The sequence below is a fragment of the Aquabacterium sp. A3 genome (assembly GCF_038069945.1).
GTDB lineage: Bacteria > Pseudomonadota > Gammaproteobacteria > Burkholderiales > Burkholderiaceae_C > Aquabacterium.
The window spans coordinates 694098-707141 of record NZ_JBBPEV010000001.1; the positions used below are offsets into that span (position 1 = coordinate 694098).

Annotated in this window: 12 protein-coding genes and 1 tRNA gene; 3 read left to right on the forward strand and 10 right to left on the reverse strand. The window is 63.0% G+C overall.

Annotated features, from left to right (window positions below):
- Positions 1 to 7 precede the first annotated feature (7 nt).
- From WNB94_RS03015 to tsaD, 10 genes are all read right to left on the reverse strand, one after another.
- On the reverse strand, positions 8 to 1261 hold the full coding sequence (locus tag WNB94_RS03015) for an NADH-quinone oxidoreductase subunit D (protein WP_341388305.1): 1254 nt from the start codon (positions 1259 to 1261) through the stop codon (positions 8 to 10).
- Positions 1262 to 1279: 18 nt separating this feature from the next.
- On the reverse strand, positions 1280 to 1891 hold the full coding sequence (locus WNB94_RS03020; protein WP_341388306.1) for an NADH-quinone oxidoreductase subunit C: 612 nt from the start codon (positions 1889 to 1891) through the stop codon (positions 1280 to 1282).
- A gap of 18 nt (positions 1892 to 1909) precedes the next feature.
- Positions 1910 to 2386 carry a NuoB/complex I 20 kDa subunit family protein gene (locus tag WNB94_RS03025; RefSeq protein WP_341388307.1) on the reverse strand — a complete coding sequence of 159 codons (477 nt, stop codon included), beginning with the start codon at positions 2384 to 2386 and terminating at the stop codon, positions 1910 to 1912.
- Between the two features lie 43 nt (positions 2387 to 2429).
- On the reverse strand, positions 2430 to 2789 hold the full coding sequence (locus tag WNB94_RS03030; RefSeq protein ID WP_341389926.1) for an NADH-quinone oxidoreductase subunit A: 360 nt from the start codon (positions 2787 to 2789) through the stop codon (positions 2430 to 2432).
- Positions 2790 to 3038: 249 nt separating this feature from the next.
- Positions 3039 to 3123 (reverse strand) — tRNA-Leu (locus WNB94_RS03035).
- Between the two features lie 175 nt (positions 3124 to 3298).
- Complete coding sequence (gene secG, locus WNB94_RS03040; protein WP_341388308.1) at positions 3299 to 3652, reverse strand: preprotein translocase subunit SecG; 354 nt, start codon at positions 3650 to 3652, stop codon at positions 3299 to 3301.
- A gap of 38 nt (positions 3653 to 3690) precedes the next feature.
- Positions 3691 to 4461: a triose-phosphate isomerase gene (gene tpiA / locus WNB94_RS03045; protein WP_341388310.1), complete on the reverse strand. Its 771-nt coding sequence runs from the start codon at positions 4459 to 4461 to the stop codon at positions 3691 to 3693.
- Complete coding sequence (pnp, locus tag WNB94_RS03050; RefSeq protein ID WP_341388312.1) at positions 4458 to 6737, reverse strand: polyribonucleotide nucleotidyltransferase; 2280 nt, start codon at positions 6735 to 6737, stop codon at positions 4458 to 4460. The genes tpiA and pnp overlap by 4 nt, the downstream gene beginning before the upstream one ends.
- A gap of 214 nt (positions 6738 to 6951) precedes the next feature.
- Positions 6952 to 7221, reverse strand: coding sequence for a 30S ribosomal protein S15 (gene rpsO / locus WNB94_RS03055; RefSeq protein WP_341388314.1), 270 nt, complete (start codon positions 7219 to 7221; stop codon positions 6952 to 6954).
- A gap of 171 nt (positions 7222 to 7392) precedes the next feature.
- A complete protein-coding gene (gene tsaD, locus WNB94_RS03060) occupies positions 7393 to 8478 on the reverse strand; it encodes a tRNA (adenosine(37)-N6)-threonylcarbamoyltransferase complex transferase subunit TsaD (RefSeq protein WP_341388315.1) in 1086 nt (361 codons plus the stop codon).
- Positions 8479 to 8743: 265 nt separating this feature from the next.
- Here tsaD and WNB94_RS03065 point away from each other — a divergent pair, with 265 nt between their 5' ends.
- From WNB94_RS03065 to WNB94_RS03075, 3 genes are read left to right on the forward strand one after another with little or no spacing between them, the layout of a single operon-like run.
- Positions 8744 to 10114 (forward strand): CmpA/NrtA family ABC transporter substrate-binding protein, encoded by a 1371-nt coding sequence (locus WNB94_RS03065; protein ID WP_341388316.1) that lies wholly within the window; start codon positions 8744 to 8746, stop codon positions 10112 to 10114.
- 52 nt (positions 10115 to 10166) lie between these two features.
- Positions 10167 to 11129, forward strand: coding sequence for an ABC transporter permease (locus WNB94_RS03070; RefSeq protein WP_341388317.1), 963 nt, complete (start codon positions 10167 to 10169; stop codon positions 11127 to 11129).
- 12 nt (positions 11130 to 11141) lie between these two features.
- Entirely contained in the window at positions 11142 to 13022 is a 1881-nt protein-coding gene (locus WNB94_RS03075; RefSeq protein ID WP_341388318.1) for an ABC transporter ATP-binding protein, read from the forward strand.
- Positions 13023 to 13044: the final 22 nt, after the last annotated feature.

The window sequence follows — 13044 nt, forward strand, 5'->3', positions numbered from 1 at the left end:
TGCCGGCTCAGCGGTCGATTTCGCCGAACACGATGTCCATCGTGCCGATGATCGCCACGGCGTCGGCCAGCATGTGACCACGGGTCATTTCGTCGAGGGCGGCCAGATGCGGGAACCCTGGCGCCCTGATCTTCAGGCGGTAGGGCTTGTTGGCACCGTCAGACACCAGGTAGATGCCGAACTCGCCCTTGGGATGTTCGACCGCGGCGTAGGCCTCGGATTCGGGCACGTGGAAGCCTTCGGTGAAGAGCTTGAAGTGGTGGATGAGCTCTTCCATCGACGACTTCATCTTCACGCGCGACGGTGGTGCCACCTTGTGGTTGTCGGTGATGACCGGACCGGGGTTGGCACGCAGCCAGTCCACGCACTGCTTGATGATGCGGTTGGACTGGCGCAGTTCTTCCACACGCACCAGATAACGGTCGTAGCAGTCGCCGTTCTTGCCGATGGGGATGTCGAAATCCACCCGGTCGTACACGTCATACGGCTGGTGCTTGCGCAGATCCCACACAATGCCGGAGCCGCGCAACATGGCACCCGACAAACCCAGGTTCATGGCGCGCTCGGGCGTGAGCACACCGATGCCCACGGTGCGCTGCTTCCAGATGCGGTTGTCGGTGAGCAGGGTTTCGTACTCGTCGACCAGCTTGGGGAAGCGCTGGGTGAAATCTTCGATGAAGTCCAGCAGCGAGCCTTGACGGTTCTCGTTGAGGCGAGCGATGGTCTTGGCGTTCTTGATCTTGCTGACCTTGTACTGCGGCATGACATCCGGCAGGTCACGGTAGACGCCACCCGGACGGAAGTAGGCCGCGTGCATGCGGGCCCCCGACACGGCTTCGTACATGTCGAACAGGTCTTCGCGCTCGCGGAAGCAGTAGATGAGGATGTTCATCGCGCCGCAGTCGAACCCGTGACAGCCCAGCCACAGCAGGTGGTTCAGGATGCGGGTGATCTCGGCAAACATCACGCGGATGTACTGCGCACGCACGGGCACGTCCACGCCCAGCATCTTTTCGATGGCCAGGCAGTAGGCGTGCTCGTTGGACATCATCGAGACGTAGTCCAGGCGGTCCATGTAGGGCAGCGACTGGATGTAGGTCTTGGACTCGGCCAGCTTCTCGGTGGCGCGGTGCAGCAGGCCGATGTGGGGGTCGGCGCGCTGGATGACTTCGCCGTCCAGCTCCAGCACCAGACGCAGCACGCCGTGGGCTGCCGGGTGCTGAGGACCGAAGTTCAGGGTGTAGTTCTTGATCTCTGCCATGGCTTGAACCTCAATGCATCAGTGGAGACCACCGTAGTTGTCTTCACGGATGATGCGCGGGGTGATCTCGCGCGGCTCGATGGTGACGGGCTGGTAGATCACGCGCTTTTGATCGGGGTCGTAGCGCATTTCGACGTAACCCGAGGTGGGGAAGTCCTTGCGGAAGGGGTGACCGATGAAGCCGTAGTCCGTCAGGATGCGACGCAGGTCCACGTGCCCCTCGAAGACGATGCCGTACAGGTCGAAGGCTTCACGTTCGAACCAGTTGGCGGCGTTCCAGAGCTCGTTGACCGAGGCCAGCAGGGGCAGGTCGTCTTCGGGTGCGAACACACGCACACGCAGACGCCAGTTCTTGCTCAGCGACAGCAGGTGCAACACCACGGCAAATCGGGGCCCATCAGAGAAAGCGCTTTCGGCGCCATCTTTGTAGGTGGAGTAGTCCAGGCCGCACAGGTCGATCAGTTGCTCGAAGCGCAGCTCGGCATGATCGCGCAGGGTCTGGCACACGGCGAGGTAATCGGCCGCCGACACGGTGATGGTCAATTCACCGCGGTCGCTGACCAGCTTCTTGATCTGGTCACCCAGGACGGATTCCAGGGCCGCTTGCAGGTTGGCGAGTTTCTGGCTCATGGCTCTCAGGCTTTCTGCTCAGCGGGCGATGGTGTTTTCGCGGCGGATCTTGGCTTGCAGCTGCAAGATGCCATACAGCAGGGCTTCGGCCGTGGGGGGGCAACCGGGCACGTACACGTCCACCGGCACGATGCGGTCGCATCCACGCACCACCGAGTAGCTGTAGTGGTAGTAGCCGCCACCGTTGGCGCACGAGCCCATGGACAGCACCCAGCGGGGCTCGGCCATCTGGTCGTACACCTTGCGCAGGGCGGGCGCCATTTTGTTGCACAGGGTGCCGGCCACGATCATCAGGTCGGACTGACGCGGGCTGGGACGGAACAGCATGCCGAAACGGTCGATGTCGTAGCGCGCCGCACCGGCGTGCATCATCTCGACGGCGCAGCAGGCCAGACCGAAGGTCATCGGCCACAGCGAACCCGTTTTGGACCAGTTGATCAACGTGTCCACGGACGTGGTGATGAAGCCCTCTTTGAAGACGCCTTCAATGCCCATTTTGTTTACCTCAATCGATGCAGGTGTGACAGACCGGCCGGGATCACTCCCAGTCCAGCGCGCCCTTCTTCCATTCGTAGACGAAACCCACCACCAGGATGGTCAGGAAGAGCATGACGGTGGCAAAGCCCGCGATGCCCACATCCTTGAGCGCCACAGCCCAGGGGAACAGGAACGCAATTTCCAGATCGAACAGGATGAACAGGATCGCCACCAGGTAGTAACGCACGTCGAACTTCATCCGGGCGTCTTCAAAAGCCTCGAAGCCGCACTCGTAGGGTGAGTTCTTGGCTTCATCAGGGCGGCGAGGCCCCAACAGAAAACCCAGCAACTGGGGCGCCACGCCCACACCCACGCCCACCAGAATGAAGAGGATGACGGGCAGATATTCTTCGATGTTCACCATGCCGACCGACCTTGTCAGGACTCACCGCGTGATTGGACCACAACGGACCATGAAAAAAGCGCGCCGGATGCAGCGTCATGCCAGACCGAACCTGACTTGACACCACCACCCACAGCGCGCTCACCAGAGCCTCTGCACCCCGTCGCCCTCAGGCACAAACACCAGAGGGACTTGTCCCAGACATCCGCTTCGATCTGACAAACGGCGCTGGTCATGGGGAGGGCACAGGACTCGTTGTATCTGTTTTGGTGCCGACGGCGAGACTCGAACTCGCACAGCTTTCGCCACTACCCCCTCAAGATAGCGTGTCTACCAATTTCACCACGTCGGCATGCTTGGGTCACCACGAGCCGCTCGTAACGGCTTGGGTGAGCCCCCGGTTTTGCGTGAGGATGGCTCACCGGAGACTCAAATTCTAACCTGAATTCAGGGCCAACCCCAGGGTGATGTATGGCTGGCGCGTCAGTTTCTGCGCCAGATTCACCGCCGGGGCCAACTCGTGCAGCTCACTGCCCGGGGATGAGCGCAGCCCCCGACGCCGGCGTGGCCGGCACCGAAGCAGCAGCAGGCGCCGAAGCAGCCTGGTCAAGGATGCTGGACGGCTTGGACGCGTCTGCGGGCAAGTTGCCCACATAGGCCAATGCCAGGGTGCAGGCAAAAAACACGGTGGCGGCCACGGCGGTTGAGCGCGAGAGGAAGTTGGCGCTGCCGGACGCGCCGAACAGGCTGCCCGATGAGCCACTACCGAACGAGGCCCCCATGTCGGCCCCCTTTCCGTGCTGCACCAGCACCAGGCCGATCATGGCCAGGGCCGAAGCCACCTGCAATAGCACCACCAGGGTGACGAAAGCGTGTTGCATGTTTGAATACTCCGGATTCGATCAGATACCCGGCCACCTCAAGCGGCACGGGCAATCGCGGCGAAATCAGCCGCCTTCAGGGCGGCACCGCCAATCAAGCCACCATCGATGTCGGCCTGCGCGAAGAGCTGGGCGGCGTTGTCAGGCTTGACCGAGCCACCATAAAGCAAGGGCACCGATGCGGCCTGCGCCTGCGCCGCACCCGACTGCGCCGCACCCAATTGGGCCCGCAGGAATGCATGCACCGCCTGGGCCTGCTCGGGGCTGGCGGTTTTGCCGGTGCCGATGGCCCAAACGGGCTCGTAGGCCACCACGATGCGGACCAGATCAGCACCCAAGGTGCTGATCACGGCCTGCAACTGCCGCCCCACAACCGCTTCGGTCTGGCCAGACTCACGCTCTGCCAAGGTTTCACCCACGCAGACGATGGGCGTCAAACCGTGGGCCAGCGCGGCCTTGGCCTTGTCGGCAACGAGCTGATCGCTTTCAGCGTGGTAGCTGCGGCGCTCGGAATGCCCAACGATGGCATAGCGCACACCCACATCCACCAGCATGGGGCCCGCCACCTCACCGGTGTAGGCGCCTTGCGTCTGCACGGACACGTCTTGCGAGCCCACCGCAATGCCACTGCCCTGCAAGGCCGCAGCCACCTCGGCGAGGTAGACGAACGGAGGGCACACCGCCACGCTGGCGCGCGGCGCGGTGCTCGCCAGGTCAGCCGCCTTGAGGCCCTCGATCAGTTCGGCATTGAAGGCACGGCTGCCGTGCATCTTCCAGTTGCCCACCACCAGCTTCTTCATGGCCATCACTGCTGTTGTTGCTGTTGGGCCTGACCGTCAGCAGACTCGCCACCCATGTCCAGGGGCTGCTGGTCGGCACGGGGCGCACGATCACGGCGCTCGCCACGATCGCCACGGTCACGGCGCTCGCCACGATCACCGCGATCACCACGGTCACGACGCTCCCGAGGCTGTTCCTCAGGCATGCCTTCAGGACGCTCCAGCAGCGCCTTCATGGACAGCTTGACGCGACCCTTCTCGTCGGTCTCGAGCACCTTCACGCGCACGACCTGACCCTCTTGCAGGTAGTCGGACACCTTCTCGACACGCTCGTGGGCGATCTGGCTGATGTGCAGCAGACCATCCTTGCCGGGCAGCAGGTTCACCAGAGCACCGAAATCGAACAGCTTGGTGACCGCGCCTTCGTAGATGGCGCCGATTTCGACCTCGGCCGTGATCTCGCCGATGCGGCGCATGGCGTCGTCGGCCTTGCCGGCGTCGGTCGAGGCGATGGTGATCACACCGTCTTCAGCGATGTTGATCTGGCAGCCGGTTTCTTCCGTCAGGGCACGGATGGTGGCGCCACCCTTGCCGATCACGTCACGGATCTTCTCCGGATTGATCTTCATCGTGTACAGACGGGGCGCGAACTCGGAGATCTCCTGACGGGCGCCGCCCATGGCTTCGCTCATCTTGCCCAGGATGTGCAGACGGGCTTCCTTGGCCTGGGCCAGCGCCACCTGCATGATTTCCTTGGTGATGCCCTGGATCTTGATGTCCATCTGCAGGGCGGTCACGCCAGCGGTGGTACCGGCCACCTTGAAGTCCATGTCGCCCAGGTGATCTTCGTCACCCAGGATGTCGGTCAGGACGGCGAACTTGTTGCCTTCCTTGATCAGGCCCATGGCGATGCCCGCCACGTGGGCCTTCATGGGCACACCGGCGTCCATCATGGCCAGGCAGCCGCCGCACACAGAGGCCATCGACGACGAGCCGTTGGACTCGGTGATCTCGGAGACCACACGCACGGTGTAGCCGAACTCGTCCTTCGGCGGCAGCAGCGGCACCAGGGCGCGCTTGGCCAGGCGGCCGTGGCCGATTTCACGGCGCTTCGGCGAGCCCACGCGACCGGTTTCGCCGGTGGCGAACGGAGGCATGTTGTAGTGGAACAGGAAGGTGTCGCGGAAGTCGCCGGTCAGGGCGTCGATGCGCTGGGCGTCTTGTTCGGTGCCGAGGGTGGCAATGACCAGGGCCTGGGTTTCACCACGGGTGAACAGGGCCGAGCCGTGCACGCGGGGCAGCACGCCGGTGCGGATCTCGATGGGGCGCACGGTGCGGGTGTCGCGACCGTCGATGCGGGGCTCGCCTTCGAGAATTTGGCTGCGCACGATGCGGGCTTCGATGTCGAACAGCAGGCCTTCAACCTTGACGCCGTCGAACTCGATGCCCTGGGCGGTCAGCGCATCCTTGACTTCAGCATAGGCGGCGCGGCAAGCCTGGGTGCGGGCTTGCTTGGAGCGGATCTGGTAGGCGGCGCGCAGCTTTTCTTCGGCCAGGCCATTGACCGTGGCGATGAAGGCTTCGTCCTTGGCGGGCGGCTGCCAATCCCACATGGGCTTGCCGGCGTCGCGCACCAAGTCATGGATGGCGCTGATGGCGACGTTGCCTTGCTCGTGGCCAAACACCACACCGCCCAGCATGATTTCTTCAGACAACTGGTCGGCTTCACTTTCCACCATCAGCACGGCGGTTTCGGTGCCGGCGACGATGAGGTCCATCTTGGAATCGGCCATCTGAGCCAGGCTGGGGTTCAGCACGTACTCGCCGTTGATGTAGGCCACGCGCGCCGCACCGATGGGGCCATTGAAGGGGATGCCAGCGATGCTCAACGCAGCGCTGGAGGCGATCATGGCGGCGATGTCGGATTGAACTTCAGGGTTCAGCGACAGCACGTGGATGACCAGCTGCACTTCGTTGTAGAAGCCTTCGGGGAACAGCGGGCGGATCGGACGGTCGATCAGGCGCGAGGTGAGGGTTTCGTGCTCGCTGGGCTTGGCTTCACGCTTGAAGAAGCTGCCCGGGATCTTGCCGGCGGCGTAGGTCTTTTCGATGTAGTCGACGGTCAGAGGGAAAAAATCCTGACCGGCCTTGGCGGTCTTGGCGCACACGACGGTGGCCAGCACGGTGGTGCCTTCGATGTCAACCACGACAGCGCCGGTGGCCTGGCGTGCGATTTCGCCGGTTTCCATGGTGACGGTGCGGCCGCCCCACTGGAAGGTCTTGGTGACTTTGTTGAACATGGTCATGAGTGAATGCTCCTGTGTTGGATGACGGCCTTGGCCGCCGGGTCGCCTGCGCCACTCATGCGCGATGCCATTCCAGGGGCCCTGCCCTGCACCCTGCTGGACAGGGCCCTTGGAATGACACAGCGTTCGCCCGATCGAGTGAAGCTTTGGCGTTCAAAGACAAAAAGCCTGTGCTGGAAACGAACCAGACAGGCTTTTTGTCGTCATGTGGTGCTTACTTGCGCAGGCCCAGCTTCTGGATCAGCGCAGCGTAGCGGTCGTAGTCCTTGGACTTGAGGTAGTCCAGCAGCTTGCGACGACGGCTGACCATGCGCAGCAGGCCGCGGCGACCGTGGTGGTCTTTCTTGTTGGCCTTGAAGTGGGGGGTCAGTTCGTTGATGCGAGCGGTCAGCAGGGCCACTTGCACTTCGGGAGAGCCGGTGTCGGCTTGGCCACGGGCGTTGGCCTTGATGATCTCGGCCTTGTTGAGGTCAGCGATGGACATGTGTTTCCAGTCTTGGGCTGTGCCGAGCCTGGCGCCCCACCAGACAGCGGCGGGAAGCAGGGTTTCGGCGTTGAACTTGCGATCCCGGGTGAAACCAACCCAGGTCGTGCGTGATACCGCATTGATTTTCACAATGCAGCCTTGGAGTATACCCCAAAGCCGCCACCGAACTCAAATGGACGCCAACTCCCAGCGGGGCATCACGTCAAACGTCGCCGCATGCTGAGGCTGCGCCAGTCCGGCCTGCACCCTCATGGCCGCGGCCAAAGCGATCATGGCGCCGTTGTCGGTGCACAGGTGAAGCTCGGGGTAATGCACCCGCCCCCCCCGCCGGCGGGCGGCCTCGTCGAGTTGGTCGCGCAAGCGCTGGTTGGCGCCAACCCCCCCGGCCACCACCAGGCGCTGCAAGCCGGTGCGCTTGAGCGCGGCCAGGGACTTGCGCACCAGCACCTCCACAATGGCCGCCTGCGTGGAGGCCGCCAGGTCGGCCAGCACCGGCCGGGACGCAGGGTCTTTGAGACGAAGCTCGTCGTCAAGCCACCCCATTCGCACCAGATTGGTGCGAACAGCGGTCTTCAAGCCCGCAAACGAAAAATCCAGGTTGGCCGAGTGCATCATGGGGCGCGGCAAGTCGAAGGCGTCGTCCCGCCCCTCTTGCGCCAATCGGGAGAGGTGGGGGCCGCCCGGGTATGGCAAGCCCATGAGCTTGGCGGATTTGTCAAAGGCCTCGCCCGCCGCATCGTCCACGGTCTCGCCCAGCAGCGTGTAGCGGCCCACCCCGTCCACGCGCATGAGTTGGGTGTGCCCGCCAGAGACCAACAGCGCGACAAACGGAAAAGTGGGAGGGTCGACCGATAAAAAAGGCGACAGCAGGTGGCCCTCCAGGTGATGCACCCCCAGCAGTGGCTTGTCCAACGCCACCCCAAGGGCTGCCGCAAACCCGGCCCCCACCAGCAAGGCCCCGGCCAAACCGGGCCCGCGGGTGTAGGCGATCAAATCAATGTCCTGCAGCACCTGCCCCGCCTGCCCGAGCACCTGCCGGGCCAGGGGTACCACGCGGCGGATGTGATCACGCGAGGCCAGCTCAGGCACCACGCCGCCATAAGCCTGATGCATGTCGATCTGACTGTGCAGGGCGTGCGCCAGCAGCTCTGGGGGCTGCCCAGGCTGAATGCGCACCAGCGCCAGGCCGGTTTCGTCACACGATGACTCGACGCCAAGCACCAGACGCGTGCCTTTTTGCAGATCGGAACTCATGCATCAAGTGTAGACGGTCCCGATCCGGGGCCCGTACGCACCAAGGCACGGCATCCGGGCTGGCACACCACTTGCGTGCTTGTTGGGCAAGAGATCAACGGCGATCTCCCTCAGGAGCCTCAGGGCTCAACAAGACAAAGGTGTCAACGCCAGCAGTGGTTTACCACGCTGTTTGCGGTGGCACCTTTTTTCTTTGCCTGATGACGTCGTCGTCTCCGCATCCGCTCACATCGATCATCCGCTCAACATTGAAGGAGTTACCCAGATGTCCAACCCGATCCGCCGCCATCAACGCCGCCGGTTTCTGGCCGGCGCCAGCGCACTCGTCGGCTCCACCGCGCTGGGATTGCCCGGACTGGCTCGCGCCAAGGGGTACCCTGAAAAGGAAAGCCTGAAGTTCGGCTTCATCAAGCTCACTGACTGCGCACCACTGGTGATCGCCTATGAAAAGGGCTTTTTCGAAGACGAAGGATTGAACGTCGCCCTGGAAGCTCAAGCCAACTGGAAGGTGCTGCTGGACCGCGTGATTGACGGCCAACTGGACGGCGCGCACATGCTGGCTGGCCAACCCCTGGGCGCCACGATCGGTTTCGGCACCAAGGCGGACATCATCACCGCCTTCAGCATGGACCTCAACGGCAATGGCATCACCGTGTCCAATGCCGTGTGGAACGAGATGAAGCCTCACCTGCCCATGGAAGGCGGCAAGGTCAAGCACCCGATCAAGGCCGATGCACTGAAAAAGGTCGTCGACAAATGGAAGAGCCAGGGCAAGCCGTTCAAGATGGGCATGGTGTTCCCGGTGTCCACGCACAACTATGAGTTGCGTTACTGGCTGGCTGCAGGCGGCCTGAACCCCGGCTACTACACCTCGAACGACACCACTGGCACCAACAAAGCCGACGTGCTGCTGTCGGTCACCCCGCCGCCCCAGATGCCGGCCACCATGGAAGCCGGCACGATTCACGGCTACTGCGTGGGTGAACCCTGGAACCAGCAAGCCGTGTTCAAGGGCATTGGCGTGCCGGTGATCACCGACTATCAGATCTGGAAGAACAACCCCGAGAAGGTGTTTGGTGTTTCCAGGGCCTGGGCGGAAAAGTACCCAAACACCCACGTCGCCGTGGTGAAGGCGCTGATCCGTGCCTGCATGTGGCTGGACGCCTCGATGGCCAATCGCATCGAAGCCGTGAAGATCCTGTCCAAGTCGAACTACGTGGGCGCCGATGCCGCCGTGATCGGCAACAGCATGACGGGCACGTTCGAATTCGAGAAGGGTGACAAGCGCCCGATGCCCGACTTCAACGTCTTCTTCCGCTACTTCGCCACCTACCCGTACTTCAGCGACGCAATCTGGTATCTGACGCAGATGCGCCGTTGGGGCCAGATCACCGAGGCCAAGCCCGACAGCTGGTACATGGACGTGGCCAAGAAGGTGTATCGCCCCGACATCTACATGACGGCGGCCAAGGCGCTGATTGCCGATGGCAAGGCCAAGCCCACCGACTTCCCCAGCACGGACGGTTTCAAGGGTCCGCAGGATGGCTTCATCGACGGTGTCGTCTACGACGGACGCAAGCCGAACGCCTACCTGGAGAAGTTCAAGATTGGCCTGAAGTCCAAAGACAAGGTCTGACCACCTCACGAACGAGGCCGCCCCACCGGGGCGGCACTCAAAGGAAACCGCCATGGAACAAGTCCTCAAACTCTTCGGCACGGCCGGCGACTCACGTGAGATGGGCCGCAAACTGGTCATGGGCCTGGGCGTGCCCCTGACCGCCTTTGTCATCTTTCTGATCTTGTGGTCGTTCTCAGCGGCACGCATCCAGACCAGCCTGGGCGCGGTGCCGGGACCGGTGCAGGTGCTGGAGCAAACACAGGTGCTGATTCAGGATCACTTCCAGGAACGCGAAAAGCGTGCGGCGTTCTATGAACGCCAGGAAGAGCGCAACCGCAAGCGCATGGCCGAGGACCCGACCTACGAGCCCCGCCAGTTTCAATGGACAGGCAAGCCAACCTACCTCGACCAGATCATCACCAGCCTGAAAACCGTGTTCGTCGGGTTCATGCTGGCCACGGTCGTGGCGGTGCCGCTTGGCATCCTGGCCGGCGCCTCGCCGGTATTCCAGTCGGCCATCAATCCCTTGGTGCAGGTGTTCCGACCCGTGTCGCCGCTGGCCTGGCTGCCCATCGTCACCCTCATCGTCAGCGCCTTGTACGTGACATCGGGCAAGCCGATGTTCGAGAAGTCGTTCCTGATCTCTGCGATCACGGTGACACTGTGCTCGCTGTGGACCACCTTGCTGAACACCGCCGTCGGCGTGACCTCGGTGGACAAGGACCTGGTCAACGTGGGCAAGGTGCTGCAACTGCCCTTGGGCACCCGCATCCGCAAGATCATCCTGCCGTCGGCCCTGCCGTACATCTTCACGGGCATGCGCCTGTCGTTGGGGGTGGGCTGGATGGTGCTGATCGCGGCAGAAATGCTGGCGCAAAACCCGGGGCTGGGCAAGTTCGTGTGGGATGAGTTCCAAAACGGAAGCTCGGACTCCCTGAGTCGCATCATGGTCGCGGTGTTCACCATCGGCCTCATCGGGTTTGCGCTGGACCGACTCATGCTGGTGCTTCAGAACCTGGCATCGCGCCGCTGATCGGGAGGCTTCATGACATCCACCAGCCTGAAAATGGCCCTGCCCACCGGCATGACGTCCACACTGGCCACCTCCTCGGTCGCTGAAGAGACTCGCAGCGTCACGCCCCCCCCTGCGGCCGCCACCAGCGGGGTGGCCCTGGAGTTGCGTCATGTCTGCAAGGGCTATGGCCAGGGCAGCCAACGCTCGGAGGTGCTGCACGACATCAACCTGTCGATTGCACAGGGCGAGTTCGTGGCGATCGTTGGTTTTTCTGGCAGCGGCAAGACCACGCTCATCAACCTGCTGGCGGGTCTGACCACACCGGACAGCGGTGAGGTGCTCAAAGACGGTCTGCCCGTGACGGGACCCGGCCCGGATCGTGGCATCGTGTTCCAGAGCTACTCGTTGATGCCATGGCTCAGCGTGCGCGACAACGTCGCCCTTGCGGTCGATCGTGTCTATTCCACTGAATCGTCGGCAGAAAGGGCCGAACGGGTCAAACGCTATGTGGCGATGGTGGGGCTGAGCGCCGCCATCGACAAAAAGCCGGCCCAACTGTCTGGCGGCATGCGCCAGCGGGTGTCGGTGGCGCGGGCCCTGGCCACCAATCCCGATGTGCTGTTGCTGGACGAGCCGCTGTCTGCCCTGGATGCCCTGACGCGCGCCACCCTGCAGGACGAAATCGTCAAGATCTGGAGCGACGATCGCAAGACCGTGCTGTTGATCACCAACGACGTTGACGAGGCCCTGATGGTGGCCGACCGCATCATCCCGCTGGAGATCGGGCCCAAAGCACGGTTGGGGCCGTCGTTCACGGTGGACATTGCGCGCCCTCGTGACCGACGCGCGATGAACCACGATGAGCGCTTCCAGGCCCTGCGCGCCGAGATCACTCAGCACCTGATCGGCCTGTCGAGTCAGCGGCAATCGGCGCAGAGCAGCAACGTCGTGCAGCTGCCCAATGTGCACCCTCGCAAAGTGGAGTCCGCACGCACACCCACCTTGGCCAGCGTGCTGGGCATGCGTCACGCCGCCTTGGCCGAGTCCATTGAAGACGGTCTGGCCCAGGGGCATGCAACGCCCCTCATGCCCGGTGAAGCGCACACGCCCGAGCCCGCCCGCCTGCACGACAACAGCTTTGTTGACTTCTCGAAGGTGATCAAGGTCTACCCCACGCCCAAGGGACCGCAGACCGTGGTGGATGGCTTCGACATGAAGATGCACAAGGGCGAGTTCATTTCGCTGATTGGTCACTCAGGCTGCGGCAAGTCCACCGTGTTGTCCATGATCGCCGGGCTGACCGACATCACGGAGGGGGCCATCATCCTGGACGGCAAGGAGATTCGTGGCGCTGGACCGGACCGCGGCCTGGTGTTTCAGTCGCCCAGCCTGGTGCCTTGGCTGACCGCCTTTGACAACGTCATGCTGGGGGTGGATCGCGTGTTCCCGCATGCCAGCAAGTCGGAGCGACAAGACATGGCGGCGTATTACCTGGGGCGCGTGGGGCTGGCCGACGGCATGCACAAGCGCGCATCCGACATGTCCAACGGCATGAAGCAGCGCGTGGGGATTGCCCGTGCGTTTGCGCTGCAGCCCAAACTGCTGCTGCTGGACGAGCCGTTCGGGATGCTGGACTCACTCACGCGCTGGGATTTGCAGGAAGTGCTGATGGAGGTCTGGGCCCGCAACAAGATCACCGCCGTGATGGTGACCCATGATGTGGACGAGGCCATTCTTCTGGCCGACCGGGTGGTGATGATGACCAATGGTCCTCGCGCCAAGATCGGCAAGATCATGGACGTGCCGCTGGAACGCCCCCGGACACGCAAGGACTTGCTCGCTCACCCACGCTACTACGAGTTGCGTGAAGAGCTGATCGGGTTCCTGGAGGACTGCGGCCGACAGCATTGAGTATGGTCTGCGCGGCCTGGCA

Excerpts from the sequence above, each read along its gene's own strand:
- secG (WP_341388308.1), bottom strand. The coding sequence starts at position 3,652 with ATGCAACACGCTTTCGTCACCCTGGTGGTGCTATTGCAGGTGGCTTCG.
- rpsO (WP_341388314.1), bottom strand. The coding sequence starts at position 7,221 with ATGTCCATCGCTGACCTCAACAAGGCCGAGATCATCAAGGCCAACGCC.
- tsaD (WP_341388315.1), bottom strand. The coding sequence starts at position 8,478 with ATGAGTTCCGATCTGCAAAAAGGCACGCGTCTGGTGCTTGGCGTCGAG.
- pnp (WP_341388312.1), bottom strand. The coding sequence starts at position 6,737 with ATGACCATGTTCAACAAAGTCACCAAGACCTTCCAGTGGGGCGGCCGC.
- WNB94_RS03020 (WP_341388306.1), bottom strand. The coding sequence starts at position 1,891 with ATGAGCCAGAAACTCGCCAACCTGCAAGCGGCCCTGGAATCCGTCCTG.
- WNB94_RS03015 (WP_341388305.1), bottom strand. The coding sequence starts at position 1,261 with ATGGCAGAGATCAAGAACTACACCCTGAACTTCGGTCCTCAGCACCCG.
- WNB94_RS03075 (WP_341388318.1), top strand. The coding sequence starts at position 11,142 with ATGACATCCACCAGCCTGAAAATGGCCCTGCCCACCGGCATGACGTCC.
- WNB94_RS03065 (WP_341388316.1), top strand. The coding sequence starts at position 8,744 with ATGTCCAACCCGATCCGCCGCCATCAACGCCGCCGGTTTCTGGCCGGC.
- WNB94_RS03025 (WP_341388307.1), bottom strand. The coding sequence starts at position 2,386 with ATGGGCATTGAAGGCGTCTTCAAAGAGGGCTTCATCACCACGTCCGTG.
- WNB94_RS03070 (WP_341388317.1), top strand. The coding sequence starts at position 10,167 with ATGGAACAAGTCCTCAAACTCTTCGGCACGGCCGGCGACTCACGTGAG.